24 protein-coding genes, 1 tRNA gene and 1 riboswitch are annotated in these 26748 nt (G+C 54.7%); of the genes, 14 read left to right on the plus strand and 11 right to left on the minus strand.

All coding sequences use genetic code 11. The features are described 5' to 3' along the window. Nucleotides 1–605: 605 nt before the first annotated feature. From alsE to VH86_RS20750, 4 genes are read right to left on the minus strand one after another with little or no spacing between them, the layout of a single operon-like run. Nucleotides 606–1286, minus strand: a complete 681-nt coding sequence (gene alsE, locus VH86_RS20735) for a D-allulose 6-phosphate 3-epimerase (RefSeq protein WP_045833977.1) — start codon at nucleotides 1284–1286, stop codon at nucleotides 606–608. Between the two features lie 51 nt (nucleotides 1287–1337). Next, a complete protein-coding gene (locus tag VH86_RS20740; RefSeq protein ID WP_034827723.1) occupies nucleotides 1338–2600 on the minus strand; it encodes a PTS ascorbate transporter subunit IIC in 1263 nt (420 codons plus the stop codon). Between the two features lie 29 nt (nucleotides 2601–2629). After that, entirely contained in the window at nucleotides 2630–2896 is a 267-nt protein-coding gene (locus VH86_RS20745) for a PTS sugar transporter subunit IIB (RefSeq protein ID WP_034827725.1), read from the minus strand. An 18-nt stretch (nucleotides 2897–2914) separates the two neighbouring features. Next, nucleotides 2915–3355, minus strand: a complete 441-nt coding sequence (locus VH86_RS20750) for a PTS sugar transporter subunit IIA (RefSeq protein ID WP_034827726.1) — start codon at nucleotides 3353–3355, stop codon at nucleotides 2915–2917. 294 nt (nucleotides 3356–3649) lie between these two features. Here VH86_RS20750 and VH86_RS20755 point away from each other — a divergent pair, with 294 nt between their 5' ends. From VH86_RS20755 to VH86_RS20765, 3 genes are all read left to right on the plus strand, one after another. Then, a complete protein-coding gene (locus VH86_RS20755; protein WP_045833978.1) occupies nucleotides 3650–4675 on the plus strand; it encodes a LacI family DNA-binding transcriptional regulator in 1026 nt (341 codons plus the stop codon). A 187-nt stretch (nucleotides 4676–4862) separates the two neighbouring features. Then, nucleotides 4863–5480: a superoxide dismutase [Mn] gene (gene sodA / locus VH86_RS20760; RefSeq protein WP_038643878.1), complete on the plus strand. Its 618-nt coding sequence runs from the start codon at nucleotides 4863–4865 to the stop codon at nucleotides 5478–5480. Nucleotides 5481–5671: 191 nt separating this feature from the next. Next, nucleotides 5672–6676, plus strand: coding sequence for a VirK/YbjX family protein (locus VH86_RS20765; RefSeq protein ID WP_045833979.1), 1005 nt, complete (start codon nucleotides 5672–5674; stop codon nucleotides 6674–6676). A 7-nt stretch (nucleotides 6677–6683) separates the two neighbouring features. Here the strand turns inward: VH86_RS20765 and VH86_RS20770 are convergent, their stop codons facing one another. The 6 genes from VH86_RS20770 to VH86_RS20800 all read right to left on the minus strand — a co-directional run bounded on the left by VH86_RS20770 (nucleotide 6684) and on the right by VH86_RS20800 (nucleotide 13987). Next, nucleotides 6684–7046 carry a YibL family ribosome-associated protein gene (locus tag VH86_RS20770; protein WP_038643877.1) on the minus strand — a complete coding sequence of 121 codons (363 nt, stop codon included), beginning with the start codon at nucleotides 7044–7046 and terminating at the stop codon, nucleotides 6684–6686. A gap of 88 nt (nucleotides 7047–7134) precedes the next feature. Further along, a complete protein-coding gene (locus tag VH86_RS20775; protein WP_038643876.1) occupies nucleotides 7135–7668 on the minus strand; it encodes an MltR family transcriptional regulator in 534 nt (177 codons plus the stop codon). A 76-nt stretch (nucleotides 7669–7744) separates the two neighbouring features. Next, a complete protein-coding gene (gene mtlD / locus VH86_RS20780) occupies nucleotides 7745–8893 on the minus strand; it encodes a mannitol-1-phosphate 5-dehydrogenase (protein ID WP_034827736.1) in 1149 nt (382 codons plus the stop codon). A 94-nt stretch (nucleotides 8894–8987) separates the two neighbouring features. Next, nucleotides 8988–10922, minus strand: coding sequence for a PTS mannitol transporter subunit IICBA (locus VH86_RS20785; protein ID WP_034827738.1), 1935 nt, complete (start codon nucleotides 10920–10922; stop codon nucleotides 8988–8990). Between the two features lie 478 nt (nucleotides 10923–11400). Further along, entirely contained in the window at nucleotides 11401–12114 is a 714-nt protein-coding gene (locus tag VH86_RS20790) for a DUF3053 domain-containing protein (RefSeq protein WP_038643872.1), read from the minus strand. 274 nt (nucleotides 12115–12388) lie between these two features. Then, nucleotides 12389–13987 (minus strand): gamma-glutamyltransferase family protein, encoded by a 1599-nt coding sequence (locus tag VH86_RS20800; RefSeq protein WP_045833988.1) that lies wholly within the window; start codon nucleotides 13985–13987, stop codon nucleotides 12389–12391. A gap of 187 nt (nucleotides 13988–14174) precedes the next feature. Then, nucleotides 14175–14269: riboswitch (guanidine-I (ykkC/yxkD leader) on the plus strand. A gap of 61 nt (nucleotides 14270–14330) precedes the next feature. Here VH86_RS20800 and VH86_RS20805 point away from each other — a divergent pair. From VH86_RS20805 to VH86_RS20835, 7 genes are all read left to right on the plus strand, one after another. Continuing rightward, complete coding sequence (locus VH86_RS20805) at nucleotides 14331–15389, plus strand: putative urea ABC transporter substrate-binding protein (protein WP_045815027.1); 1059 nt, start codon at nucleotides 14331–14333, stop codon at nucleotides 15387–15389. Nucleotides 15390–15403: 14 nt separating this feature from the next. Further along, nucleotides 15404–16216 (plus strand): ABC transporter permease, encoded by an 813-nt coding sequence (locus VH86_RS20810; protein ID WP_045833981.1) that lies wholly within the window; start codon nucleotides 15404–15406, stop codon nucleotides 16214–16216. Nucleotides 16217–16230: 14 nt separating this feature from the next. Then, nucleotides 16231–16992, plus strand: a complete 762-nt coding sequence (locus VH86_RS20815) for an ABC transporter ATP-binding protein (protein WP_045833982.1) — start codon at nucleotides 16231–16233, stop codon at nucleotides 16990–16992. An 11-nt stretch (nucleotides 16993–17003) separates the two neighbouring features. Then, the gene (locus tag VH86_RS20820) at nucleotides 17004–17711 is read left to right on the plus strand and encodes an urea amidolyase associated protein UAAP1 (protein WP_045833983.1); all 708 of its coding nucleotides are present in this window, start codon (nucleotides 17004–17006) and stop codon (nucleotides 17709–17711) included. Then, a complete protein-coding gene (locus VH86_RS20825) occupies nucleotides 17711–18346 on the plus strand; it encodes an urea amidolyase associated protein UAAP2 (RefSeq protein WP_038643857.1) in 636 nt (211 codons plus the stop codon). Before VH86_RS20820 ends, VH86_RS20825 begins: the two co-directional genes overlap by 1 nt. An 81-nt stretch (nucleotides 18347–18427) precedes the next feature. Further along, on the plus strand, nucleotides 18428–22027 hold the full coding sequence (gene uca / locus VH86_RS20830) for an urea carboxylase (protein WP_045833984.1): 3600 nt from the start codon (nucleotides 18428–18430) through the stop codon (nucleotides 22025–22027). A gap of 370 nt (nucleotides 22028–22397) precedes the next feature. After that, nucleotides 22398–22694, plus strand: coding sequence for an HTH-type transcriptional regulator (locus tag VH86_RS20835; protein WP_034827767.1), 297 nt, complete (start codon nucleotides 22398–22400; stop codon nucleotides 22692–22694). A 43-nt stretch (nucleotides 22695–22737) separates the two neighbouring features. Here the strand turns inward: VH86_RS20835 and VH86_RS20840 are convergent, their stop codons facing one another. Next, the gene (locus VH86_RS20840; RefSeq protein WP_045833985.1) at nucleotides 22738–23331 is read right to left on the minus strand and encodes an HD domain-containing protein; all 594 of its coding nucleotides are present in this window, start codon (nucleotides 23329–23331) and stop codon (nucleotides 22738–22740) included. Nucleotides 23332–23392: 61 nt separating this feature from the next. Here VH86_RS20840 and VH86_RS20845 point away from each other — a divergent pair, with 61 nt between their 5' ends. The 4 genes from VH86_RS20845 to VH86_RS20860 all read left to right on the plus strand — a co-directional run bounded on the left by VH86_RS20845 (nucleotide 23393) and on the right by VH86_RS20860 (nucleotide 26537). Next, entirely contained in the window at nucleotides 23393–23857 is a 465-nt protein-coding gene (locus VH86_RS20845) for a MarR family winged helix-turn-helix transcriptional regulator (protein ID WP_045833986.1), read from the plus strand. A 98-nt stretch (nucleotides 23858–23955) separates the two neighbouring features. Then, nucleotides 23956–24384 carry an organic hydroperoxide resistance protein gene (locus tag VH86_RS20850; protein WP_038643852.1) on the plus strand — a complete coding sequence of 143 codons (429 nt, stop codon included), beginning with the start codon at nucleotides 23956–23958 and terminating at the stop codon, nucleotides 24382–24384. A 259-nt stretch (nucleotides 24385–24643) separates the two neighbouring features. Beyond that, nucleotides 24644–26335, plus strand: coding sequence for a kdo(2)-lipid A phosphoethanolamine 7''-transferase (gene eptB, locus VH86_RS20855; RefSeq protein WP_045833987.1), 1692 nt, complete (start codon nucleotides 24644–24646; stop codon nucleotides 26333–26335). 125 nt (nucleotides 26336–26460) lie between these two features. Further along, nucleotides 26461–26537, plus strand: a tRNA-Pro gene (locus VH86_RS20860). Nucleotides 26538–26748 lie beyond the last annotated feature (211 nt).

Raw genomic sequence — 26748 nt, forward strand, 5'->3', positions numbered from 1 at the left:
AGTGTTGTCACCGATAATTTCCACGCCAATTCCCTTTGATTAATGAGGTTAACCAAAGCGCATACTACCCTGAATAGTTTCCCCACTGAATTACTCTGTTGAAAAAAAGACCAGATAATCGCACTTTTTAAGTGGGTATTAGGCTTGTTAGCACATAGGAGGAAAAAAATGGTGCTCGTGTATAAATCAACGCTAAGCGAGCCTGCAGCCAATACCAGTAAATATTTCCTAGTAAACGATTCCCTGCGGGATATGAAGCACCTTACTCGGGGATTCATAAAATGAAAAAATATAACCACGAGGTGATAATAAATGCACACTCGAGAGACAGCTAAAACGCGCTGGCCGCGATTTAGGCCTAACTTAATGAAAATTAACGCTTACCTGCAAACAGCGCGGCATTAATATAGCGCGCCAGTTGAGCCGGTCCGGAGTATCGTGGAGTTGTCCCTGCCTTTATCTGTTAGGGCAGGCATAGTAGCGATCTCATTTCTATTGGCGCAATTATTAGATCTTTTTCTACTATGCCTGCTTCGTTTTTGTGGGGGCTTATCTGCCCTTTGGGGAATTGCGTGGTATGCATGTGGATGCGTACCTGGAAAGGATTACGCGGCTGCCGTTTCCTCGGCAAAAATGCTTTCCATCTTCTGCCACGCCTGCGCGACATCGTCATCCAAATTGAACAAACCTGATGTGCCAACGATAAACACATCCACCCCTGACGCGGCAATCTGCTTAAAGGTGCGCGCATTGCAGGAACCATCAATCTCGGTCAGATAGTGATAACCGTGCTCTTCGCGCAGGGCAATCAGCTGGCGAATCTTGTTCAGTGTTTCCGGGATAAATTTCTGCCCCGCAAAGCCAGGGTCCACCGACATCACCGTAACTTTATCCAGCAGATGTGCATACTCACGAATGCTCTCGGCAGGTGTCGCAGGGTTTAATACCACGCCACAGCGACGGCCCGCTTCTTTGATCTGATTCAGCAGACGGAATATTTTGTTATTCGCTGTTTCTGGATGGAAGCTAATAATATCCGCACCCGCTTCGATGCACATCGGAATAATATCTTCCGGGTGGTTCACCATTAAATGCACATCAATCGGCACATCGGTGATCTTACGCAGATTCTCGATAAAGAACGGCGATAGCGTAATATTTTTAACGTAGCTGCCATCCATAATATCGACATGATAAAAAGCCGCTGTGCTATTCATCGCTTCGATCTGTTCACGAAAGCGGGTGAGATCCATGCACATTAATGACGGTGAAAATTGAGCGTTCATTGTTTATTTCCTCATTACATAATCCAGCGCCCGCAGGCGCTGTTTATGACATCAATGGAAGAATGAAATAATGTGGCCGAGTACGATGCCGACAATACCGAAGTCCGCGTCGCCAAAGGTGGTGGAAGCAAAGCCCAGGTCGCCCATCAGCGGCAGCAGAATCGCAGGCAGGAAGGAGATCAGCAGCCCTTGTACAAAGGAGCCGACCACCGCGCCGCGACGTCCACCCGTAATGTTGCCGTAGACACCCGCGGTGGCACCGCAGAAGAAGTGAGGCACCAGACCAGGAACAATCACGCTCAGACCAAACAGTGGGCACAGGAACATGCTGATCAGACCGGCGGAGAAACTGCACAGGAAGCCGATGATCACCGCATTCGGCGCAAACGGGAACACGGTTGGGCAGTCCAGCGCCGGTTTGGCGTTAGGCACTAACTTATCCGCGATGCCTTTGAAGGCGGGCACGATCTCGGCAATCACCATACGCACACCGGCGAGAATGATGTAAACGCCCGCTGCAAAGGTGATGGACTGAATAATCGCGAACACGATGAAGTTCTGACCGCCGCTCACCTGACTTTCGGTGAACTCTTTACCCGCCACCAACACCAGCGCGATAAACAGAATCATCATGGTCAGCGAAATCGCGACCGAGGAGTCACGCAGGAAGTTGAGGGTTTTCGGCACCTTCAACTCTTCGGTGGATGGACTGCCTTTGCCCACCGCTTTACCGACCAGCGCAGACAGCAGGTAACCGGTCGAGCCGAAGTGACCGAGCGCCAAATCGTCCGAATTGGTGATTTTACGTGTGAACGGCTGCAGAATGGCCGGGCACACCACCATCATGGTGCCGAGAATCAGTGAACCGATGAGCACCAGCCAGAAGCCATGTACGCCGCCGACGGAAAGAATCACCGCCAGCATCGCTGACATATAGAGCGTGTGATGACCGGTCAGGAAGATGTACTTCAGCGGGGTGATACGCGCCAGCAGGATGTTCACCAGCATACCGAACACCATGATCATCGCGGTTTCAGTGCCGTAACTCTTCTGCGCCAGCGCGGCCATCGCATCAGTATTCGGCACGACACCCTGAATATTGAACGAGTGCTCAAACAGTTGGCTGAAAATAGTCAGTGTTGCCGCAATCAGGTTGGCCCCAGCGATAAGAATCACAAAGCCCATGATGGTTTTCAGCGTGCCGGAAATCACATCCGACACCGGTTTCTTTTGCAGTAATAAACCAATCAGGGAAAAAAGGCCGACAAGTATTGCGGGTGTTCCGAGAACATCCTTGATGATAAATTGCAGCATAATTACTCCATGTGAGTAAAATCGGGCTATTACAGATTTTCCGCCAGGATTTCTTTAATTTTGGCGTTATCTAATAAATTCGTCAGACCAAATACCTGCGCGCTATGCCCGGATAACTGATCGGCAATATCTTTGGCGCTGATGATTAAATCAGCCTGCTCAGATTTCGCCGTGGTTAAATCGGTATGGCCCACTTCAGCCTCTTTACCTAATTCCGCCACAATTTTCTTCACGTTCATTTCCACAATAAAGCTGCTGCCTAAACCATTACCGCACACAATCAGGACTTTTTTCATAATAGGATTCTCTGGTGGTTAATTTGTAATAACAGCTTCAATCGCTGGTAGGGTTGCCGCCGTCAGCAATTGCTGCAGGCGAGATTCGTCACTGAATACTTCGGCCAATGCTGTGATCATCTGGATATGATCGTCGCCTGAAACGGCGCACAGCATAATCACCACATGCACCGGATCGTTTTCATCCGCTGCAAAACTCACACCGTTCTTCACATGCAGCAACGACAAGCCGTTCTTACGCGCGCCCTGTTCTGGACGGGCATGCGGCATCGCCAGCCCGGGTGCCAGTACATAGTAAGGCCCCAGTTCGGCATGCGAAGTGAAGATGGCATCGAGGTAAGCCGGGGTGATCGCCCCTTCGGCCAGCAGCGGCTCAGCGGATAAACGTACCGCGTCCTGCCAGTCGCTGACCTGTTCTACGATGCGAATATGTTGCGGTGTCAGCCATTGAGTGAGCATCAGTAATTCCTGGTTATTCGTCGATGGAGTGCACTTTAGGTGATTTTCTCACCGCTTTTCTGTGATGATTGTCGCAAAAGTTAGCGCTAACACCGATGTTGTTAAAAAATGTGTTATCGCTAACATTTTTATGCAGCCCGTTTGTCATCGTTGCAAGCACCTGACATGCTCGGAGATTCTGAAAATACTCAGCAGGTGAGGCGTGCCCGAATCTGTGGTGATTAACGTGGCACGTTGGCGCATTTGGTTTTAAGCTGCGTGCGGGCATTTGTAGCAAGTCAGATAGGAGAAGGCATGGCAGAGAAAAAACGGCGCGGTACCGGCAAAAGCACACTGGCCGATGTTGCCCGTTTGGTCGGCGTGAGCACCATGACGGCATCACGTGCGTTACGCATGCCGGAAAAAGTCTCGCCTGAAATCCGCGCCAAAATTGATGCGGCCGTCGCCGAACTGGCTTATGTGCCAAATATTCAGGCGCGTAATCTGGCGTCGGCATCGTCGAAGCTGATCACCATGGTGGTGCCTTCGTTCGCCACGCCGGGCAGTGCAATTGTGTCGGAAGCGCTGCAGGAGATTTTGCGTCCGCAGGGCTACAACATGATGCTGGCGGAAGCCAACCACTCGGCGGCGGAAGAGAGCGAATTAATTGAGATGTTGCTCTCGTACAATCCGGCCGCCATGGTGCATTTCAACTTCGACAATGCCGCCGAAGCCCATCGTTTGTTGAGTAATTCCGGCCTGCCGGTGATGGATATCGGCGGTGTGCATCAGGAATCTGCGGGAATTAGTATCGGCGTGGATTTTGCCAAAGCGATTCGCCAGCTGGTGCAAAGTTTGGTCGAGCGCGGCTATCGTCATCTCGGCTTGTTGTGCACGCAAACCAATACCACGATTTTTCGCCAGCTGCTGAATGGCTGGCACAGTGGCATGCTGGCAGCGAATCAGGCGCCGCACCGCGTGGTGACCTCGCCGAAAATGCCTACCTTTGCCGCCGGGCATAGCCTGCTGGCTGAGATCCGGCTCACCTGGCCTGAGCTGGATGTGCTGATTTGTACCAGTGACGAAGTGGCGTGTGGCGCCATCATGGCTTGCCACGCCGCAGGCATCTCAATTCCCAGCCAGCTGGCGATCGCCAGCATCGGTGGTGGCCCACTGGCGGCGGTTTGTTCGCCGCCGCTGACCAGCGTTGTACTGCCCTATGAAGAGATGGGGCGCATGGCAGGCAAGCGCTTACTCGCCGCATTGAAGGGAGATGAGCCACCCGCCCTCAACGAACTGCCGGTGCAGCTGAAGTTGCGTGCCAGTACGCACAAGATTTAACCCTGCGGCCCAGCTAACAGACGATGTCACGCTATGTGCGGTGCTTTTCCCAGATTGATCAAATCCTTATCATTACTAAGGCATTGATAACCCTTTTACCGATCATGATTTTAACTATAATGATCCGACTGCTTACGCGGCACCCTGTTAAGGTGATGCTGCAAAACACTAAATGGAGAGGAAGAACATGAGTTATTCACTGCCATCCCTGCCTTACGCGTACGACGCACTGGAACCACACTTCGACAAGCAGACGATGGAAATCCATCACTCTAAACACCACCAGGCTTACGTTAACAACGCGAATGCAGCGCTGGAAGGGTCCGAATTCGCTAACCTGCCGGTTGAAGAACTGATCGCTAAACTGGATCAGCTGCCAGCAGACAAAAAAGGTCCACTGCGTAACAACGCGGGCGGCCACGCAAACCACAGCTTCTTCTGGAAAGGCCTGAAACTGGGCACCAGCCTGCAGGGCGAACTGAAAGCAGCTATCGAAAAAGATTTCGGCAGCGTTGAAGCTTTCCAGGCTGAGTTTGAGAAAGCCGCTACCACTCGCTTCGGCTCAGGCTGGGCGTGGCTGGTGAAAAAGGGCGACAAGCTGGCTGTGGTTTCAACCGCTAACCAGGATAGCCCGCTGATGGGTGAAGCCATTTCTGGCGCATCCGGTGAGCCAATCATCGGTCTGGATGTGTGGGAACACGCTTACTACCTGAAGTATCAGAACAAACGTCCTGATTACATCAAAGCATTCTGGAACGTGGTGAACTGGGATGAAGCGGCTGCACGTTTCGCTGCTGCTAAGTAAGTTCAGGCGATAGCCCACGCACAAAACCGGTGAAGCTGTTTCACCGGTTTTTTTCTTTACGAAAACTAAACACTTCTTAAACCACTTCAAGATTATCTCTTCTGACAATACCGTTACGGTCGTTATTAACCTGTCGTTGATAATTTGGGGCATACAGTAGCCGCAGTTGATCACACGAAAGTAAAATAATTATGTCTACTATCACTACCCCTGTGGCGAATAAAGATTCGTCGGCATCTCTGTTTTTGCCGTTAATTAGCGGAAAAGTCAGACCTGATAAGTTATGGAATAGCAGTATGTTCCGCTTTAAATTTGCTTTAAGGTCTTTAATCTTTCCTGTTACAACATTTAATTACCTTAACGCATTAGCGAAACTGCCGTTTCTGCCGCAACTGCTGAAAATGCAGGGTTTGCTACCAGCTAAACCCCATCGCCCTTACCTGCGCGCAGGCTTTAGCGTGGCACAACGTGCGCAGGCACTGCTTGACCATTACACGCTGATGGATCAACTGGATAATGCCAAACTGCGCCAGTTACTGCTGAGTCCGGTGTTAAATGTGATTGCCACCTTTAACGGAAAAAATGATGAGGTGTTTGCTATTAATTGCTGCCCAGGACATTTTGACCGCGAAGGTGAAATAACCCTGACACTGCATTATCAAACCCTGAATATTGCCTCGCTCTCATTTTCCGTTATTCAGGAAAAGGGCAAGCGCACATTATTGATTGGTGGATTGCAGGGGCCGCGCAAACACATCTCAAATGATGTGATCCGCGATGCAACCAAAGCCGCACATGGCGTATTCCCGAAACGTCTGTTAATGGAAGCGGTATTTATTCTGGCGCAACAATGTGGCGTGCAAGCGATTTGCGCGGTAGGAGATACCACGCATGTGTTCCGCAGCATGCGTTATCGCCACAGTAAAGGTGATAAGTTCTTTGCCAGCTACAGTGAGTTCTGGCTGTCACTGGGCGGTGAAGCCCGTGCCGACGACCTGTTTACGTTGCCGCTGCAGATGGAAAGGAAAGCTCTGGAAGAGATCGCCAGTAAGAAACGCGCGGAGTATCGCCGTCGCTATGCACTGTTGGATGCGTTGAACACCCAGGTATTGCTGGCAGCAGGGGTTGAACCCGTGGCAGGGGCTGAACCCGTGCAGGAAGAGAGCGTAGAACGCGACGTATCACACGCCGCGTAATCGGGTATCAGAACGGCTGCTTCGCGTAGCCGGTCATCACCTTCAGCCCCATCTCACGCCCCAGCGCGGTCATTGGATGCACCACCACCAGGCCGCGCACGCTCTTCTTAAATGCGCCCATGTTGGCTTGTTCTTTCTTGGTGATCTCACGGCTGAAACCCAGCTTCTGCAGCTGTTGCGCTTCTTTGCTCAGCTTCTCATCGCGAACACTGCGCAGACGTTCAATTTCCTGCACCAGCTTCTCTTTTTCACGCAGCAACTCGCCGAGTTTTTCGGCATCGCCAGATTCCAGCAGCTGGGGTTCTTTGCGATTCAATGCGTCCAGTTGATCACTGAGCAGTTTGATCTCGGCTTTTTCTTGTTCTTTCATCAGGGGAAACTCGTTAAGGAAAACAGGCAAAGGATACATCAAAACGGGACGATTTTGCAGCGGGGCGGATTCGACCGCGACAGTGCCCCTAAACGGCCGGCTTCTTAAAGGCTTGCTTGTGGGAGATGCGCGATATCAGCTCGGTGAGCGATAGCACCATGGTCGAGCGCACCATCTGCAGATAGCGCTGTTGCTGCATACTGCGTAATGCCTCGTCGTCTCGGGTGAAGTCAGGTTGTGGCGGCCATGCTACGACGCAGTGCAGTTCACCAAACGGCCCCAAAATCTCATCGTCAGTAAAGCGGTAGTCGCTGGTGTCGTGATCGAGTTCTTCACGTAGCGCCAGCAGCAGCTCACAATCTTCATATTCATGGCGATTAATCACGCCCAAGCCGTAAATCAGTTTCAAACGCACCGACAGCTCGCCCAGCGGACCGTCGCCGAGCAGCAACGGTTCAACCGCGTATTTCACGGCATAATCGTCTTTGCGGAAAACCTGCAACACCAGCAGGTTGACCGCTTCAGCCAATAGCTCAACGGCGGCGATCAGGAAGCTTCTCACCGATCGACCGGCGTTCAGGCGCTCAAGCACCCGGTTTTCAAAAGCTTGCTTCTCTTCCATTATTGCCTGCATTGTTCCGCTACCGCCGACGGGCACGGTTGGCACCGCGCCCGAGTGAGCTATTAAAAGGCGCGCATTATGCCATAGCGTTGTAAGCACTCACCACTGAGGTGACCACTTCGCTATTGGCTTCCAGTCCAGAGATCTCGGCCAGTGTTGCCTGTGGGCCTTTCTCAGCCAACAGGGCAGCCAGTTCCTGTGCCTGTGGATCGGCTTCACTGCGGTAGTGCATCGCGGCAGCGATACCCTGCACCAGGTTGGCGTGTGGCAAGTGGTACTCAAGGGTGCCGAGCGTGGGTTTGATCAGACGATCGCCCGCGCTGAGTTTACGCAGCGGCTGGCGGCCAACACGTTCAACATCATCTTTCAGGTATGGATTTTCAAAACGAGTGAGGATTTTCTGGATGTAAGCGGCGTGCTTGTCGGCATCAAAGCCATAGCGCTTGATCAGCACCTCGCCGCTCTCCTGCATCGCACCCTGCACCACGGCACGCACTTTCTCATCCAGAATCGCATCACGGATGGTAGCGTGGCCGGCTAACTGGCCAAGATAGGCGGTGATGGCATGGCCGGTATTCAGTGTGAAGAGTTTGCGCTCGACAAATGCCATCAGGTTGTCGGTCAGCTCCATGCCAGGAATGTTTGGCAATTCACCTTTGAACTGAGTTTTATCCACAATCCATTCGCTGAAGGTTTCGACTGTCACTTCCAGCGGATCGTTGCTGCCGGCCTCCGAAGGCGGCACGATGCGGTCAACGGCGGAGTCGACGAAGCCAACGTGCTCTTCAACCCACGCGTGATACTGTTCTGGCAGCGCTTTCAATACGTGCTGCTTCAACTGACTGGTGCCGCGCACCATGTTCTCACAGGCGATGATATTCAGCGGACGGACATTACCGTTGTCGCTGCGTTTGGCCAGACCTTTCGCCACACCGCCTGCGATGCGCTCCAGAATTTGCGGACCAACCGCCGTGGTAACGATATCAACCTCAGCAATCAGCGTGACGATGTCGTCGCTGGTGCTGTTCACTGCGCTAACGCCGGTAACGATTTCGACCTTTGCCTGCTCGCCAACTACATGAACCGGATACTCATGACGGGCGTTAAGGGCATCCAGAACCACCTGATTCACATCCGCGAAAACCAGTTCGATACCGGCATCAGCCAGCAACTTACCGATAAAACCGCGACCGATGTTACCTGCTCCAAAATGTAACGCTTTCATAAATTTGACCCATATCAAATGACGAAAGGGCGGGCAAATCCGCCCCGGAAATGTGGGACGGGCTTGCCCGCCCCAGGGAAGTTAAAACGTGGTATTACGCTTTCGCGGTGTTACCTGACAGCAGATCCAGCACATCCTGAACGCTGGTGGTGTTCGCCAGCTTCTCAATCACGCTGTCATCATCCAGCGCGTTGGTCAGGCTGGTAATCACCTGAATGTGTTCGTTATTGCGAGCGGCAATACCAATCACCAGTCGCGCTACGTCATCGGCTTCTTCACCAAACAGCACACCTGCTGGGTACTGGCAGAACACCACGCCAGTTTTCAGCACGCGATCTTTGGCTTCCACGGTGCCGTGCGGCACAGCGATAGACTCACCGAGATAGGTCGGGGTCAGCTTTTCACGTTCCAGCATTGCTTCAACGTACTCTGGCTGGACATAACCGCCTTTCACCAGCTGCTCACCAGCAAAACGAATCGCCTGCTCTTTGTTGCTGGCGCTCAAGCCGAGGAACACGTTGTCCGCGCCCAGTTTGAACAAGTTAGCGCTGCCATCGTCATAGCTGTCTGCCAGCGTGGTCTGCACGGTTTCACGATGTGCTTCACTGCGGTTAGCGGCGATCAGACGTTCAGTCAGATTGCTGTACAGCGCGCTATCGAGGAAGTTGTTCAGTGAAATATGCTGCGCCTGCGGTGCCTGACGCATCGCACGTTCCGTCAGATCGCGGTGGGTAATCACCAGATCCACATCGCCCGGCAGAGAGTTAATCGCACTGTTGGTTACCGAGATATTGCTCAGGCCAGCATCCTGCACTTTCTTACGCAGCACACCTGCGCCCATGGCGCTGGAACCCATACCGGCATCACAGGCCACGATGATTTTACGCACGTGGCTCACATCAACACTGTTGGCATCGGCGATAACCGGAGAACCCGCAACGGCCTGACCTTTCGACTGCGCTTTCATATCACGCATACGCTGAGTCGCAGCTTCGATATCGTCATCTTCTTTCACTTTACTGGTTTTCAGCAGGATAGAAGAGACCACGAAGGAGACGGCAAACGCCGCGATGATGGCCGCGATGTTGGCGAAGTATGCGCCTTTTGGCGTCATCGCCAGAACTGCAAGGATAGAACCCGGAGACGCTGGAGACACCAGACCGCCGTTCAGTACGGTCAGGGTGAACACGCCTGTCATACCACCGAGGATCACCGCCAGCAGCAGACGTGGCGCCATCAGCACGTACGGGAAGTAAATTTCGTGGATACCACCAAGGAAGTGGATGATGGCCGCACCGCCTGCAGACTGCTTGGCGCTACCGCGACCAAAAATCATGTAGGCAACCAGCACACCCATACCTGGGCCTGGGTTAGCTTCAATCAGGAAGAAGATAGATTTACCGGCTTCGCTGGCCTGCTGGATACCCAGTGGCGAGAAGATACCGTGGTTGATGGCGTTATTGAGGAACAGGATTTTCGCTGGTTCAACAAAGATAGAGGTCAGTGGCAGCAGGTTGTTCTGCACCATCAGATTTACGCCCGCCGCAAGGATGTGTGACAGACCTTCAACCAATGGACCGATGCCGATGAACGCCAGCAGCGCCAACAGCATACCGATGATACCGGCTGAGAAGTTGTTAACCAGCATCTCAAAGCCGCTTTTGATTTTACCATCAACCATACGGTCAAAGGTTTTGATCGCCCAGCCACCCAGTGGACCGGCAATCATCGCGCCGAGGAACATCGGCATATCTGCACCGACAATCACACCCATGGTGGTAATGGCACCGACCACGCCGCCGCGATCGCCGCCCACCAGACGTCCACCGGTGAAACCGATTAACAATGGCAGCAGGTAAGTGATCATTGGGCCGACGAGTTTCGCCAGCGTTGCGTTTGGAATCCATCCGGTTGGGATGAACAGTGCTGTGATGATACCCCAGGCGATAAACGCACCGATGTTTGGCATCACCATGTTACTCAGAAATCGACCAAAGCTCTGGACCTTGACCTTCGCTGATGAGGACATAAACCCACCCCTTATTGAGACGCGCTGCAATAAGAGCGCGGTTGTTTTTGTTAAGACTTTTATTGAGCCGTTCCGGCGCGGGCCGTGGCATCACTGTATGCACGCGGACTCTAGCACTAGTTTATTACGCTGCGTAGCATCCGGGATAAGTGTGATGCAGATCACTCAAAATTGGGGTGGTCAGGGTGCTATAAGGTGATGAAGATCACATAAATAGAGTGTAAGAAAAGTACGAAGGCGAAATTTTAAGCAAAACAACGGGATAAATGTGACTTAAGTCACCTTTGAAGCGCTGTGGTTTGTTTCATAAGTGTGATTGAGATCACAAACTATTTTTGGTCGAAAATGCGCCAGATCACACAATAGCGATGCAGATAAGTGAGGTGTAAGGAAGTGACGAAAAATCTGAAAGGTGCAATAAAGAGTATGTCAGGAAAAGGGCGACCTTTAGTCGCCCCTGAACGCATTAAAAACGAGGTTACAAACCACCCTGCACAGCATTCTGTGCCTGAGTCAGGGCTTGAGCATTGCTGGAAAGGTTGCTCATCAGGGTGTTGTACTGCGTGGCCTGATCCTGCGTTGGGAACTGAACGCCACCGTCATTGAAGGTCACACGCGTGCCCTGCGACTGCAGATAATCACCGGTTTGCACCGCCGCCTGGCTCAACGCCTGCAGCTGAGGCAGCAATGGAATCAGCGTACCTGCCGGCTGCGTCACCACTTTGGCGTAAACGCTGTCATACACTTTCTTCAGATCGTCTGGCTGCTTCAACGTGGCTTTGCTGCTGTCGGCCTGCATTTTGGCGCTCTGAATCTGCTGTGACAGCACACTGAGGTTGCCGCTCGCCTGACGCAGACTGTCGCGACGGGTCAGATAATCTTGTGGCACACGAATCGCGGCCAGTTCATCAACCACAGGGCGCATGCCTTGCTCAACCGCCTGATTGGCCTGCTGAGAGAAGCCATACAGAATGGCGTAGTCGCCCGCGTAGTTACCGAAGGTCTGCTTCTGGTTTTCACTCAGGCTGGGCAGATGCTCGCCGCTGCGCATCGCGGTATTCTGCAGGAAATCGGTGAAAGCTTTGCGCTGATCGCCTTCTTTATCGCCACAGGCGGTAAGTTGCAGCACAACCAGTGCGCTGACCATAAGCATGCCGGTACGCATCCAGATGCGGGATAATCCTGACGCCATGTTGAACTCCTGTTATGGCTAATTTCGATTCGGTGGGAATGGTCCTAAAGGATAGTGCAATGGCCTGGTGTGTACAACGGGTTGAGAGGCGGCAAACTGTGGCAAAGCGCGCACCTTGGTGCGCCGGATAAAGGTAATGAAAGAAATGTGCTGGTGGTCAACCCTAAAGGTTGTGCTCCACCGACACCAACGAACGAAGGCAACAAACTGAACCTAAAGGCCGAAATCACCTGGCGGCATCAGGCAGGCCGCACTGATGCCGCCAGGTTGTGATTTAAAACACCAGCGCCTGCCCATCCTTCCGGCTTTCAGTGGCGGCAATGTAGAAGCCCTGCGGGTCACGCACAATCGCCTGCGCACCGCCGAAATTGTAGCTCTGTAACGGATCTTCTACCGTAATCTGGTGACCCATTTCGCGCAGTTTCGCCAGCACATTACGATCGATACCCGGTTCCACTACAACCGCGCGACCTTGCTCAACACGCCAGCGCGGTGCATCTATCGCCGCCTGCGGATTCTGCTTGTGCTGCATGATGCGGAGCGCCAGTTGCAGATGTCCCTGCGCCTGCATTGGGCCACCCATCACGCCAAACGACATCAATGGCTGTCCCGCCGCATCCAGCGCAAACGCCGGAATAATGGTGTGGAACGGGCGTTTGCTTCCGGCCACCACATTCGGATGCTGCGGATCGAGTGAGAAGCCGCAGCCGCGGTTCTGCAAGCTGATGCCAGTATCCGGCACCACCACGCCCGACCCGAAGCCCATATAGTTGGACTGAATAAACGAAACCATCATGCCGCTGGCATCGGCAGTCGAGAGATACACGGTGCCGCTCTGCTGCGGGGATCCGAAGGTAAAATCACCGGCCTGATCAGGATTGATGAGCTGGGCGCGCTGTTTAAGATAGCTGTCGCTCAACAGCAGTTCTGCCGGGAACTCCAGATGGTCGTAGTCGGTGACGTAGCGATCCAGATCGACTAACGCCAGCTTCATCGCCTCAATGGATAAGTGCAGCCACGGCACGGAATCCGGCGTATAGCTGCCGATGTCCCACTGCTCGAGAATTCCGAGCGCAATTAAGGTGGCGATGCCCTGACCGTTGGGCGGCAGCTCCTGCACCGAACCGTTGGCAAACGGGCGTGATAGCAGATCCACCCAGTCGGCACGATGGTTGTTGAGATCGGCCATGCTGAGTGCTGCGCCGTGCTGTTCGGCAAATGCCACTATTTTCTCGGCTAGCTCACACCGATAGAAGGCTTCACCCTTGGTTTCGGCGATTTTCTGTAATGTCTCGGCCTGCGCCGGGTTACGGAACAGCTCACCGGCACGCGGCGGTCGGCCGTCTGGCGCAAAACACTCAACAAAACCCGGCTGAGACTTCAGTTTGTTGTAGCCGCGTTGCCACAGATGGGCGATCAGCGGCGAAACCGGGAAGCCGTCACGGGCGTATTCGATAGCCGGTTGTGCCAGCGTGGTCAGCGGCAGTGTGGCAAAGCGCTCGGCCAGCGTCACCCAGGCAGAAACGGCACCCGGCACGGTCACCGCTTCCCAACCGATTTCCGGCATGGTGCTCTTTCCGGCAAAGCGTTCTGCATTCCAGCTGGCGGGGGATCGGCCGGAGGCATTTAAGCCATGCAGCTCTTTGCCATCCCAGATAATGGCAAACGCATCGCTGCCAATGCCGTTGCCAGTGGGTTCCAGCACCGTCAGCGCCATCGCGCTGGCAATCGCTGCATCCACGGCATTGCCGCCCTGTTGCAACATGCGCATCCCCGCCTGTGCCGCCAGCGGCTGTGACGTGGCGACCGCATTGCGGCCCATCATTGGGGCACGGTGCGAGGCATAACTAACGTTGAAATCCAAATCGCTCATAATTTGACGTTCCTCTGCTTCATGCTGGTGCGCATCTGCCGCACTACTGTGCATCATCGGTAGGCAAAACATCGAGAATTTAATAATAAGTCAGATAATTCATGCTGATAGAAAATTGGCACTTTTTTTGAATGTGTAAAAGCAGATGCAGGAGCGATAGCGGGTAACCGACGTCGCCAGACAATTTGCAATGGGTCACTAGGGTTCCGGTCGAAAGATGCTGGTCCGAGAGTGACCGACCGTCCTCTGACGGTTACACGGCGGGACAAAAGCCCGGGAGGAAAGCGAGATCGTTGCTCGCCGCCTCCTGCTTTTTTCGCCCGATAACGCCAGAGGAACCATCATGATCAAAGCCTGCCTTCGCTTGCTGTTGCTTTGCACCGTCGCACTGTTCAGCGTCAATACGCTGGCTGCCGACAAACCCTCCTTCAAGATCTGTTGGTCCATTTACGCGGGCTGGATGCCGTGGGATTACGCCCAGCAAAGCGGCATCGTGAAAAAATGGGCCGACAAATACGGCATCGACATTCAGTTGGTGCAGGTCAACGACTACATCGAATCGGTGAACCAATACACCGCCGGGGGTTTTGACGGCTGCACCATGACCAACATGGATGCCCTGACTATTCCTGCCACCGGTGGCGTGGACAGCACGGCGCTGATTGTTGGCGACTACTCCAACGGCAACGACGGTATTCTGCTTAAAGGCAAAGGCAACATTGCCTCGCTGAAAGGCAAACCGATCAATCTGGTCGAACTCTCTGTGTCTCACTATCTGCTGGCGCGTGCACTGGAGAAATCCGGCATGAGCGAGAAGGATGTCAAAGTGGTGAACACCGCGGATGCCGATCTGGTGGCGGCGTTTGGCACCTCGGACGTGCACTCCATCGTGACCTGGAATCCGCTGCTGGCGGAAGCTGAGAAGCAGCCGGACAGCCATTTAATTTTCTCTTCAGCACAAATCCCCGGCGAAATCCTCGATCTGCTGGTAGTGAATACCGCCACCTTGAAAAAGTATCCGCAGCTGGGCAAGGCGCTGACCGGTGCCTGGTATGAAACCCTGAAAACCATGTCCGGTGCGAGTGACAGCGCCAAAGCTGCCCGCACGCAAATGGCGCAGGCTTCCGGCACCGATCTGGCGGGCTTCGATCAGCAGCTGGCCGCCACTCACTTGTTCAGCGATGCCAAAACCACCCTCGATTTTGTCGACAGCCCGCAGCTGAAAGCCACTATGCAGCTGGTCGCAGAGTTCTCCTTCAAGCACGGATTACTGGGAGAAGGCGCACCAAGTGCTGATGTGGTGGGCGTGGAAACGCCAGCAGGCAACTGGGGCGATACCAACAACCTGAAACTGCGCTTCACCGATGAGTTCACCAAACTGGCCGCTGCGGGTCAGCTATAAGCGAGACGATGCCGATGCGTAAATTGATCAACTACCAACCGCTGCCGCTTGGTCGCCTGCTGCTTGGCATCCTGCCGCTGCTGGCGCTGCTGCTGGTCTATCTGTTCGCGTCGGATGCGCGTCTCAGCCTGAACGCCGCAGACAAACTGTTGCCGGGGTTTAACGCGATGGGGGACGCCATCAGTCGCATGGCGTTTCAGCCCAGCCCGCGCACCGAGGAATACCTGCTGTGGACCGACACCGCCGCCAGCCTGATGCGTCTGCTGAGCGGCGTAGCGATCAGCGCACTGCTGGCGCTGGCGATTGGCCTGTTCACCGGCGCGCTGCCGGTGGTGCGGGCCGTGCTGGCACCGCTGGTGACGGTCGTCGCGCTGGTGCCACCGCTGGCGATTCTGCCGATTCTGTTTATCTGCTTTGGCCTGGGAGAAGTGTCGAAAGTGGTGCTGATCGTGATCGGCATTACCCCGCTGATTGCACGCGATTTACAGCTGCAGGTGGAGAAAATCCCGCGCGAGCAGCTGGTGAAAGCGCAGACGCTCGGTGGGCACAGCGCGCAGATTTTGTGGCGCGTGATCCTGCCACAGCTGATGCCGCGTCTGCTGGATGCGGTGCGTCTGTCGCTGGCGTCGGCGTGGCTGTTCTTGATTGCTGCCGAAGCGATTGCCGCCACTGAAGGGTTGGGTTACCGCATCTTCCTGATGCGCCGTTATCTGGCGATGGATGTGATTTTGCCCTACGTGGCGTGGATCGCGCTGCTGGCCTTTGTGCTCGACCTGCTACTGCGGCTGATCAGCCGTCGTTGCTGGCCGTGGTATCACGCGAAATAACGGGAGATCGAGCGATGCCATTACTGCAACTGAAAAATCTGGAAAAACACTACGGCGATCAGGTGGTGCTGGAGCGCCTCAATATCGATGTGGAAGAGGGGGAATTTGTGGCGATTGTCGGAGCATCCGGCTGCGGAAAAACCACCTTCCTCAACATGCTGCTCGGTACTGAATCACCGACCAAAGGGCAACTGCTGCTGGAGGGGAAGCCAATACCTGACGAACCCGATGCCCATCGCGGTGTGGTGTTTCAGCGCTACTCGGTATTCCCCCATCTGACCGTGCTTGGCAACGTGATGTTGGCCGAAGAGTTCAGCACCGCTCGTTGGTTGGGGCGCGTGTGGGGCAAAAAGCGCCAGGCGATTCGTCAGCGTGCGCAGGCGATGTTGGCTCAAGTTGGCCTGGAGCATGCGCAAAACAAATACCCGCACCAGCTCTCGGGCGGCATGCAGCAACGCCTGGCGCTGGCACAAGCGCTGATGAAACAGCCGCGTATCCTGCTGCTCGACGAACCCTTTGGGGCGCTCGATCCTGGCATTCGCAGCGAGATGCACCAGCTGATTACCCGCCTGTGGCAGCAGCATAACCTGACCATTTTTATGATCACACATGATTTGAAAGAGGGCTTCAGCCTGGCTTCGCGCCTGCTGGTGTTCGACAAACTGCGTCATGACCCACACGCGCCGCAAGCCTGGGGCGCGACTATCACTTACGATCTGCCACTCGACCGCGACCAGCCCGCTGCTGGCCTGCCGTCTGAGCCGCAGGTGGCTTAAAGGAGCACCACATGAATGCATATCAAACCCTGTTACCGGCGGGATCGCATTGGTCGCTGGTGATGCGCAGCGGCACCGCACTGACACTGACCGATATTGAAGGCGGCACCAACGTCGGAATGCTGTTCTACAACCCGGAAAATCTGCTGGAGCGCTACAACGCGCCCGATACGTTGAAGTGCCAGCACACTTTCCGTCTGACAGCCGGGCACTGCCTTTATTCCGATATGGGGCGCATTTTCTGCGGCATCGAAGAAGACAGTTTCGGCTGGCATGAGAGCGTTTGCGGCACCTTAAATGCTGAGCAAACCGCCGCACGCTTCGGCGCCAGCGACTATCAGCAGGCGCGAAATCTGCGCCATCAAAACGGCTACGACAGTTTCCTCGTCGAGCTGGCGAAATACGGCCTCGGCCAGCGTGATATGGCCTCTTGCCTCAACCTGTTTGCCAGGGTGCGCGCCGATGATAACGGCACGCTGCAACTGGAGCAGCAGGGTGCACCTGGCGCACAGGTGCGGCTGCGCTTCGCCATGGACACGTTAGTGATCCTGCACACCTGCCCGCATCCGCTGAGTGCCAGCAGCGAATATCCGCGCCAGCCGGTGCAGATCGCACTGGACGCCCTGCGCGCGCCGCTGCCGGAAATTTGCCTGGCGCGTGGTGAGAACCAGCGCGGTCTGCGCAACAACGCGCTCTATCAGCTGCAAGGAGAAATCTGATGATCACTGAAAGCTTACTCAATCCCGCCGAAGCGCCATTCCAGCAGCAGGTGAATGCCGGTGATTACTGGTTGCAGCGTATCGAAGCGGGCCAGACGTTGCGTATCACCGATCTGGAAGGTAATCAGGCTGCCGATACCCTGTTCTTCAATGCCGACGATACTGCCGAACGCTACAGCATGAGCGATACGCTGCGCGGGCAAAAAAATGTGTTTCTGAGTGCAGGCAGCGTGCTGCGTTCCAACTTAGATCGTCCGATGCTGACGATCACCGCCGATACCTGTGGCCGCCACGATACGCTGGGCGGTGCCTGTTCCTGTGAGAGCAACACCGTGCGCTACGACCTGGAGAAGCGTCATATGCACTCCTGTCGCGATAGCTGGATGCTGGCGGTGGCCGAAAAACCGGAATTCGGCCTGACACGCCGTGATATCACCCACAACATTAACTTCTTTATGAACGTGCCGGTCACGCACGACGGCGGTCTGACCTTTGCCGATGGCATTTCTGCACCGGGCAAATACGTCGAGATGGTGGCGCAGATGAACATCCTGGTGCTGATCTCCAACTGCCCGCAGCTCAACAATCCCTGTAACGGTTACAACCCGACGCCGATCTTAGTCAGCGTGTGGTGAATCTTTGACGCAACGGGACGACCCGTTTTAAAGCCGTCATTGTCCCTGCAGGACGACCTGCCGTAATAAGAGATTTCACTCATGATTAATCGCGTATTGATTGCCAACCGTGGCGCGATTGCCGTGCGCATCATCCGCACCTTGCAAGCCATGAACATCCGCGCGATTGCGGTGTATGCCGAAGCCGACCGCCACGCACGCCATGTGCGACTGGCCGATGAAGCCTGGTCGCTGGGCGAAGGGCAGGTGCGAGACACTTATCTGAATCAGCAAAAAATACTGGAAATTGCCGCACAGAGCGGGGCGCAGGCGGTGCATCCCGGCTACGGTTTCCTCAGTGAAAATCCCGAGTTTGTGACGCGCTGTGAAGCGGCCGGCGTGCAGTTCCTTGGCCCAACGACCGAACAGATGGCGGCATTTGGTTTGAAACATCGTGCGCGTGCGCTGGCACAGGAAAATCAGGTGCCGCTGTTGCCCGGCAGTGGTTTGCTGACTTCGCTGGACGAAGCGCGAGTGATGGCGGAACAGATTGGCTATCCGGTGATGTTGAAAAGCACCGCCGGTGGCGGCGGAATTGGCATGCAGCGCTGTGATGATGCCGAACAGCTGAGTGCGGCATTTACGCGTGTTAAACGTTTAGCAGGCAATAATTTCGCCGACGATGGCGTATTTTTAGAGAAGTTCATCGCCCGCGCGCGCCACATTGAAGTGCAGATTTTTGGCGATGGGGCCGGCAACGTCATCGCCCTCGGCGAGCGTGATTGTTCCGCCCAGCGCCGCAACCAAAAAGTGCTGGAAGAAACACCCGCGCCGGGACTGAGTGCGGCCGTTCGCGCCGAACTGCAGGCCACGGCGGTGCGTCTGGCGTGCGCGGTCAATTACCGCAGCGCAGGCACCGTGGAGTATGTCTACGATGATGCCAGCCAGCAGTTCTGGTTCCTTGAAGTGAACACCCGTTTGCAGGTGGAGCACGGCGTCACTGAAATGGTGTATGGCGTGGATTTGGTACGCTGGATGGTGGAGCTGGCGCAGCAAACGTTGCCGCCGCTGCACACCTTATCGACTGAGGCGCAGGGCCATGCGATACAGGTGCGCCTGTACGCCGAAGATCCGGCCAAACAGTTCCAGCCCAGTGCCGGTTTGCTTAGCCACGTTAAGTTCCCCGCAGAGATTGATGATGCCACGCTGCGTATCGACAGCAGCGTGGAAACCGGCATGGAGGTGTCGCCGTTCTACGATCCAATGCTGGCGAAAGTGATTGTGCATGCGGCCAACCGTGAAGTGGCATTGCGTAGCATGGCGCAGGCGCTGGACGCCACCGAGCTGTACGGTATCGAAACCAATCTGCTGTGGTTGCGCCATCTCTGTTCCCTGCCGGAAGTGCTGCAGGGCCGCATCATCACCGCCACGTTGGGCGGCGTGCAATGGCAACCGCCTACGCTGGATATCCTCAGCGGCGGCACTTTAACGACGGTGCAGGATGCGCCTGGCCGCGTCGGCTATTGGCACGTGGGTGTGCCGCCGTCGGGCCCGTTTGACAGCCGCGCGTTCCAGTTAGGTAATCGCTTATTGAAAAACGACGCGCAGGCGGCAGGGCTGGAGATCACCCTGCGTGGCCCCACGCTGCGTTTTAACCAGGCGTGCAGCTTTGTCATCACCGGGGCACCGATTGCCGCGCAGCTGGATCAGCAGACGTTAACGATGCACCAGATTGTCACCGCACAGGCCGGGCAAACCCTGACGCTAGGCGATATCAGCGAAGGGTGCCGCAGCTATCTGCTGCTGGCAGGGGGCTTGGATATCCCGCGCTATCTCGGTAGCCGCAGCACCTTTACGCTCGGCAAATTTGGCGGTCATGCCGGGCGCGCTTTGCGTGCGGGCGATGTGTTGCATCTTGCCGATCCGCAGGTGCTGGCAACGGCAGACTTGCCTGGCGAGTTGGTGCCGAAACTTAACGGCGAATGGCAGCTGCGGGTGATTTACGGCCCGCACGGCGCACCGACCTTCTTTACTGATGATGACATCGCGGAGTTCTTTGCCGCCGAGTGGCAGGTGCACTACAACTCCAGCCGCACCGGCATCCGCCTGATCGGACCGAAACCGACCTGGGCACGCAGCGACGGCGGCGAAGCGGGTATGCATCCCTCCAACATTCACGACAACGCTTATGCCTTTGGCACGGTGGATTTTACCGGCGATATGCCGGTGATCCTCGGTCCGGATGGTCCCTCACTCGGTGGCTTTGTCTGTCCGGCCACGGTGATCGAAGCCGATCTGTGGAAGCTCGGACAGCTCAAAGCCGGGGATCGCGTGCGCTTCCTGCCGATCGATCTCAGCAGTGCGGATCAACTGGCGCAGGCAGAGCGTGAAGCGATCATCAAACTGCAATCCGTACCGCTTACAGTGAACGCTGCGCTGCCCCTTATTGATCCACTATTGCACCATCAGGCGGCAGAAAATGGCCGCCCATCGCTCAGTGTGCGTGCGGCAGGTGACCGCTTCCTGCTGGTAGAGTACGGCGATTTGATGCTGGATATCGCCCTGCGTTTCCGTGTGCACGCGTTGATGCAACAGCTGCAAGCCCATCCGCTGCCGGGACAGCTGGAATTAACACCGGGCATCCGTTCGCTGCAGGTGCACTACGATGCACAGCGCTGTGCAAGAAGTGAGGTGTTGGCGCAAATTTTGCACATTGATAGAGAGCTGGGCGATCTCAGCGAGGCCGCCGTGCCATCGCGTACCGTGTGGTTACCGCTCAGCTGGGATGATGCGGCGTGCCGTGAGGCCATTACCCGCTACAGCCAGTCGGTGCGACCTGATGCACCCTGGTGCCCCAGCAATATTGAATTTATCCGCCGCATCAATGGCCTTACCAGCATTGATGAGGTGAAGGAGATCGTGTTCAGCGCCGCCTATCTGGTGATGGGGCTGGGCGATGTCTATCTCGGTGCACCCGTGGCGACGCCGCTCGATCCCCGTCATCGCCTGGTGACCACGAAGTACAATCCGGCACGCACCTGGACAGCGGAAAACTCGGTAGGTATTGGTGGCGCTTACATGTGCGTCTATGGCATGGAAGGGCCGGGCGGTTATCAGTTTGTCGGGCGCACCATGCAGATGTGGAATCGCGATCGGCAGACCGTTGCCTTCACACAGCCGTGGCTGCTGCGCTTCTTTGATCAAATCCGTTTCTATCCGGTTAGCGCCGAGGAATTGCTCAGCATTCGCGAGCGTTTCCCGTGGGGTGACTATCCGCTGCGGAGCGAAGAGGGCGAATTCCGCCTCGCAGATTATCAGGCGATGCTGGTGGAGCAGGCTGATGAAATCGACGCCTTCCAGCAACAGCGTCAGCAGGCTTTTGACAGTGAGCTGGCACGCTGGCGTGCCGAAGGGCAATTTACCTTCGACAGCCAGTTACAGGAACAGCGTGCAGAAGAAATTACGGTGCCTGCAGGGTGTAGCCCGGTAGAGAGCCAGGTGGCGGGCAGCGTGTGGCAATGGTTGGTTGACGAAGGCAGTGAGATTGAAGCGGGTGCCACGGTAGGCATACTCGAATCCATGAAGATGGAGATCCCGATCGTGGCGCCAGTCAGTGGAAAAATCCATTGTTTCTATCGCCAGGCCGGGCAGCAAGTGCAGGCGGGTCAATTGCTTATGGTGATCGATCCTTCTGCGGCATAAGTAAGAATAAAAAATAATCAGTAATCAGGCTGCAAAGCCGGGGATCTGACCCATAATTAGTAACCCGGCTGATTGTTGCATTGCTATGACATCTTTTCGCAGTGTGCAACAGGCTGTGTCCCGTAACGGTTTACTAAAACAATCAATCTCCACAGTCATTTTGGGGGCAGAAAGGCAGCAAATGAGGCCATCCCGTGAGCTTGCTACAGTAGGTATCTCGGGTGGACGAGAGCAGCCAACGCCTCAGTAAACAAAAGGACGAAGGGGAAGACCGTTGCGGGATACAGCCTGACTTCGCCGGGTTTCAGCGCCTGGTGGCGCTTACCTCTCTACTTTCACGTGCTTCATAGTGAGTTTTAAGGAGTTCTCTATGGAAATAAAAGATCCAATGGTCGAGTTATTGAGTAGCCTTGAGCAGATTGTTTTGACACGTGATGCACAGCCTTCCGTATCAGAAATTACACTCAACGCAGTATCCGTTCCCGAGCCACAGCGTTTACGCGAAATGACCGGCATGCAGGTGGATGAGTTCGCCCGCGTGATGGGGGTGAGCGTTTCATCTGTAAAAAGTTGGGAGGCGCAACGCACGCGCCCATCCGCTACGGCACGTAAACTGATGAAACTGCTGCAAGCAAATCCCTATCTGGGACGGCAGTTACTCGAGTAAGAAGACTATCGGTTCTCTGACCCGCCTGCACGGCGGGTTTTTTTTAGCTTAATCCGCCGTATTTTGCCGCCTGTTTCACAAACCAACTCTCTGGCACGCTGTGTGGTGGCTGCGCCAGTTGATCAATGCCGTGTTGAATAATCTGCTGAGCCTGTTGCCACAATTGTGGGTTTCCCTCATTCAGCAGTTGGATCTGTACCTTTTTCTCAATCAGGTAGATACGCGCAAAGTCGGGATCGAAATGCACAATGGCGCGGGTGTTATCGATGATATCGGCAAGCTTGATGGTTTGTGCATCGGGGCAGGCTTCGGCGGTATGACGGAAGTGAGCCAGTTTACGCGCGGCGCGGTTTTTCGCCTCGGGCTGCGCGCTGTCAGTCAGCATATCGACGAGCTTTGCGACACGCGGACCAAAATGGCTTTCAATGTCCTGTAAGGTGCTCGGTGTATCTTCAACGGTGTCATGCAGCCAGGCGGCGGCAATCATCTGTTCATCATCGGTGACGCTGCGCACCAGTTCGGCCACCGCTGCCGGGTGCACAATGTAAGGCTCATCGGTGTATTTGCGACGCTGGCCCGCAGCAGCATGTGCTTGCGTGGCATAACGGCGCGCTTGCTCTTCCAGTGAATCACGCATCTTTCACGCTCCGGAATAAAGTTGCTTGCAATTATCTAGCGCGCTATCTATATTGAATCGCATGAACAGTAATCAAGATGACAAAAAAGTGCAGCAGATGCCACTCCAGGTTGATCAACATCTCTGCTTCGCACTCTATTCCGCGAACCTCGCGATGCACAAAGTCTATCGCCAGCTGCTGGCTGAGCTGGAAATTACCTATCCGCAATATCTGGTGATGCTGGTGTTGTGGAATCAGGATGATGTGACAGTATCGGAGATTGGCGAGCAACTGTTTCTTGATTCAGCCACCCTGACGCCGCTGTTAAAGCGTCTGGAGGTCGCAGGTTTGTTGCGCCGCCAGCGTTCGCGTCGGGATGAGCGCCAGGTAGTGGTGACACTGACGGATGAGGGCCGTGCGCTGCGTGAACGGGCACAAAGCATTCCCGAAGCGGTGCGCTGCGCCACGGCCTGCGACGATGACACATTGATTGCATTAAAAAATCAGCTCGACGATTTGCGCGCCAATCTCAACCGCGCCAAATAAAGTATGCCGAGTGTCGTCAAGACGGCATTCTGACTATCAATGTCAAAACTGCGTATAGATATATAGTGCGCGATTATATAGTGAATAGTGAGGTTATCATGTCTTTAGATAAAGTTGTTTATACCGCAAAAGCCAAAGCCACTGGCGGCCGTGATGGTCGTGCGACTTCTTCTGACAATGTGCTGGATGTGAAACTGGGCGTACCAAAAGAGATGGGCGGCGCAGGCGGTGAAGTCACTAACCCAGAGCAGCTGTTCGCTGCGGGTTACTCAGCGTGCTTCCTGGGTGCGATGAAGTTCGTAGCCGGTCGCGACAAAATCACCATGCCGAAAGATGCGTGGATTGAAGGGGAAGTGGGTATTGGCCCAATCCCAACCGGTTTTGGTATTGAAGCCAAACTGAATATCCATCTGCCAGAAATGGATGCAGCAGAAGCGCAGAAGCTGGTGGATGCGGCACACATTGTTTGCCCGTACTCTAACGCGACCCGTGGCAATATTGATGTGACCCTGAACATCATTCGCTAAGGTCGCAGCCAGTTGAAAAAAGAGGCTCCGTCAGGGGCCTTTTATCATTTTATGGGGTCAGATCAATTATTGTCTGGTCTTACCATTGGTTAAATGTTCTACTGCTGCGCTGCATGCGCCTTCATTGCCGTTCCGGTTCAGATTCGTCCCGTTCCTGCTCTCTGCTTGCGCTTTTCTCGCTCACGGACGAACTCTATTGACTTTAAATAGTCACATTTAAGGTTGGTTTATTGACACCGGGTCAGGAATGAATAAGTAAATGAATTATATCAAAACGTTAACGCAGCAAAAGCTGTCGCTGTTGCTTGCGCTCTATCTCGGCATCTTGTTGAATTTGCCCATTTTTTATCGCCGATTTGACGGCTTCTTAACGAAATCCACGCTCTCTAACTGGCTTTCTGCGGTAGCCGAAGTGACGGCTGCGGTGCTGCTGACGTTTTTCCTGATGCGTCTGCTATCGCTGGGTGGTAAGTGGGTTTATCGCATCCTTGCCACGTTAACCGTGGTGATTTCCGTGGCTGCCGCCTATTACATGGCTTTCTTTAATGTGGTGATCGGCTACGGCATCGTGGCCTCAGTGATGACCACTGATGTCGATCTCTCTAAAGAGGTGGTCGGCATGCGCTTTGTGATGTGGATGGTGCTGGTCAGCGCGCTGCCGCTGCTGATGATTTGGCGCAATAACCTCAGCCAGACGTTGATTGAGCAATTAAAAACGCCGGGTCAGCGTCTGAAGCCAGCGGTGATTATGCTGCTGAGCGTCGCGCTGGTGTGGTTGCCGATTCGCTATTTCGACAAACTGCAAAAAGTGAATGAAGAGATCACCAATATCGATCTGCCAAGCTACGGCGGGGTGGTGGCACATTCGTATCTGCCTTCCAACTGGATAGCGGCATTAGGGCTATTTGCCTGGACCAAAGTTGATGAAGAGGTGGATGGAGCGGAGCTGCTCGATCCGGCGAAGAAGTTTACTTACGTGGCACCGCCAGGCATTGATGATACCTATGTGGTGTTTGTGATTGGCGAGACCACGCGTTGGGACCACATGGGTTTGCTGGGCTATGACCGCGATACCACGCCGAAGCTTTCCAAAGAGAAAAACCTGGTGGCGTTCCGTGGTGAGTCTTGTGATACCGCCACTAAATTGTCGCTGCGCTGCATGTTTGTGCGTGAAGGCGGCACCATGGATAACCCTGGCCGCACGCTGAAAGAGCAGAACATTTTTGCAGTGATGAAGGAGCTGGGCTTTACTTCTGAGCTGTTCGCCATGCAGAGTGAAGTGTGGTTTTACGATAACGCCGATGTGAATAATTTCTCGTTCCGTGAGCAGATTGGTTCTGAGAAGCGTAATCAGGGTAAAGCGGTGGATGACATGCTGCTGGTGCCGGAACTACAGGCCTCGCTGCAACGTTTCCCGAAAGGTAAGCATCTGGTGGTGTTGCACACCAAAGGTTCGCATTACCTTTATTCTCAGCGTTATCCGCGCAGCTTCGCACGTTATCAGCCGGAATGTATGGGCGTGGATGAGACCTGTAGCAAAGCGCAGTTGATCAATGCTTATGACAACTCGATTCTGTACGTCGATACTATGCTGGATAGCGTGCTCGATCAGCTACGTGATAAGAAGGCAATTGTGTTTTATGCCGCTGATCATGGTGAGTCGATCAGCGATAATATGCACTTACACGGCACGCCGCGTGAGATGGCGCCGCCGGAGCAGTTCCGCGTGCCGATGATGGTTTGGGCCTCTGATAAATATCTTGAAGATTCCACCAACCGCAGTAACTTCGAGCGTTTGCAGGCGCAGCAGCGCGTAGGGAAAACCCATCGTCATGTTGAGTTGTTCGATACCATTTTAGGCTGCCTGGGTTACAGTTCGCCGGATGGCGGGATTAAAGCGGCGAATAACTGGTGTCAGGCACCTGCGGCGACGGCGGCTAAAGCGTTGTAAGGGTTTTCTGGAAGGTGTTGAGCGGCAGGGCTTTTTGCGGTGCTGTTTGCTTTCCAGGCGATCGGGCGGATTTTACGGAAAAGGGATTGACGCTCTCCGGGGGGAGCAGTAATATTCGCCCCCATCGGCGAGTAGCGCAGCTTGGTAGCGCAACTGGTTTGGGACCAGTGGGTCGGAGGTTCGAATCCTCTCTCGCCGACCATATTTGAAGAAACCTGCTTGAAAAAGCAGGTTTTTTTTCGTCTGTCGATCGTGGAATCGGTGCCATCAGGATGGAAGATGCTCTTGTGCGGAGTTTCAAAAGCGGAACCGGTGCCGTCAGGAGTGAATACGGGGCCGCTGCGTAAAGTCGCTGTCTCGTCCCTGATCGCTCGACACACGCCATCCCTGGCGTGTAACGCTTTACTCCGCGG

This window comes from Pantoea sp. BL1 (genome assembly GCF_000963985.1).
Taxonomy (GTDB): domain Bacteria; phylum Pseudomonadota; class Gammaproteobacteria; order Enterobacterales; family Enterobacteriaceae; genus Pantoea; species Pantoea rwandensis_B.

What these genes read in the sequence shown, in the direction of transcription:
- VH86_RS20745 (WP_034827725.1), bottom strand. Translation starts at nt 2,896, where the DNA reads ATGAAAAAAGTCCTGATTGTGTGCGGTAATGGTTTAGGCAGCAGCTTT.
- sodA (WP_038643878.1), top strand. Translation starts at nt 4,863, where the DNA reads ATGAGTTATTCACTGCCATCCCTGCCTTACGCGTACGACGCACTGGAA.
- VH86_RS20810 (WP_045833981.1), top strand. Translation starts at nt 15,404, where the DNA reads ATGCGTAAATTGATCAACTACCAACCGCTGCCGCTTGGTCGCCTGCTG.
- VH86_RS20785 (WP_034827738.1), bottom strand. Translation starts at nt 10,922, where the DNA reads ATGTCCTCATCAGCGAAGGTCAAGGTCCAGAGCTTTGGTCGATTTCTG.
- VH86_RS20825 (WP_038643857.1), top strand. Translation starts at nt 17,711, where the DNA reads ATGATCACTGAAAGCTTACTCAATCCCGCCGAAGCGCCATTCCAGCAG.
- VH86_RS20740 (WP_034827723.1), bottom strand. Translation starts at nt 2,600, where the DNA reads ATGCTGCAATTTATCATCAAGGATGTTCTCGGAACACCCGCAATACTT.
- VH86_RS20750 (WP_034827726.1), bottom strand. Translation starts at nt 3,355, where the DNA reads ATGCTCACTCAATGGCTGACACCGCAACATATTCGCATCGTAGAACAG.
- VH86_RS20800 (WP_045833988.1), bottom strand. Translation starts at nt 13,987, where the DNA reads ATGAGCGATTTGGATTTCAACGTTAGTTATGCCTCGCACCGTGCCCCA.
- VH86_RS20790 (WP_038643872.1), bottom strand. Translation starts at nt 12,114, where the DNA reads ATGGCGTCAGGATTATCCCGCATCTGGATGCGTACCGGCATGCTTATG.
- VH86_RS20815 (WP_045833982.1), top strand. Translation starts at nt 16,231, where the DNA reads ATGCCATTACTGCAACTGAAAAATCTGGAAAAACACTACGGCGATCAG.
- alsE (WP_045833977.1), bottom strand. Translation starts at nt 1,286, where the DNA reads ATGAACGCTCAATTTTCACCGTCATTAATGTGCATGGATCTCACCCGC.
- mtlD (WP_034827736.1), bottom strand. Translation starts at nt 8,893, where the DNA reads ATGAAAGCGTTACATTTTGGAGCAGGTAACATCGGTCGCGGTTTTATC.
- VH86_RS20850 (WP_038643852.1), top strand. Translation starts at nt 23,956, where the DNA reads ATGTCTTTAGATAAAGTTGTTTATACCGCAAAAGCCAAAGCCACTGGC.
- VH86_RS20765 (WP_045833979.1), top strand. Translation starts at nt 5,672, where the DNA reads ATGTCTACTATCACTACCCCTGTGGCGAATAAAGATTCGTCGGCATCT.
- VH86_RS20820 (WP_045833983.1), top strand. Translation starts at nt 17,004, where the DNA reads ATGAATGCATATCAAACCCTGTTACCGGCGGGATCGCATTGGTCGCTG.
- uca (WP_045833984.1), top strand. Translation starts at nt 18,428, where the DNA reads ATGATTAATCGCGTATTGATTGCCAACCGTGGCGCGATTGCCGTGCGC.
- eptB (WP_045833987.1), top strand. Translation starts at nt 24,644, where the DNA reads ATGAATTATATCAAAACGTTAACGCAGCAAAAGCTGTCGCTGTTGCTT.
- VH86_RS20845 (WP_045833986.1), top strand. Translation starts at nt 23,393, where the DNA reads ATGAACAGTAATCAAGATGACAAAAAAGTGCAGCAGATGCCACTCCAG.
- VH86_RS20770 (WP_038643877.1), bottom strand. Translation starts at nt 7,046, where the DNA reads ATGAAAGAACAAGAAAAAGCCGAGATCAAACTGCTCAGTGATCAACTG.
- VH86_RS20805 (WP_045815027.1), top strand. Translation starts at nt 14,331, where the DNA reads ATGATCAAAGCCTGCCTTCGCTTGCTGTTGCTTTGCACCGTCGCACTG.
- VH86_RS20835 (WP_034827767.1), top strand. Translation starts at nt 22,398, where the DNA reads ATGGAAATAAAAGATCCAATGGTCGAGTTATTGAGTAGCCTTGAGCAG.
- VH86_RS20775 (WP_038643876.1), bottom strand. Translation starts at nt 7,668, where the DNA reads ATGGAAGAGAAGCAAGCTTTTGAAAACCGGGTGCTTGAGCGCCTGAAC.
- VH86_RS20840 (WP_045833985.1), bottom strand. Translation starts at nt 23,331, where the DNA reads ATGCGTGATTCACTGGAAGAGCAAGCGCGCCGTTATGCCACGCAAGCA.
- VH86_RS20755 (WP_045833978.1), top strand. Translation starts at nt 3,650, where the DNA reads ATGGCAGAGAAAAAACGGCGCGGTACCGGCAAAAGCACACTGGCCGAT.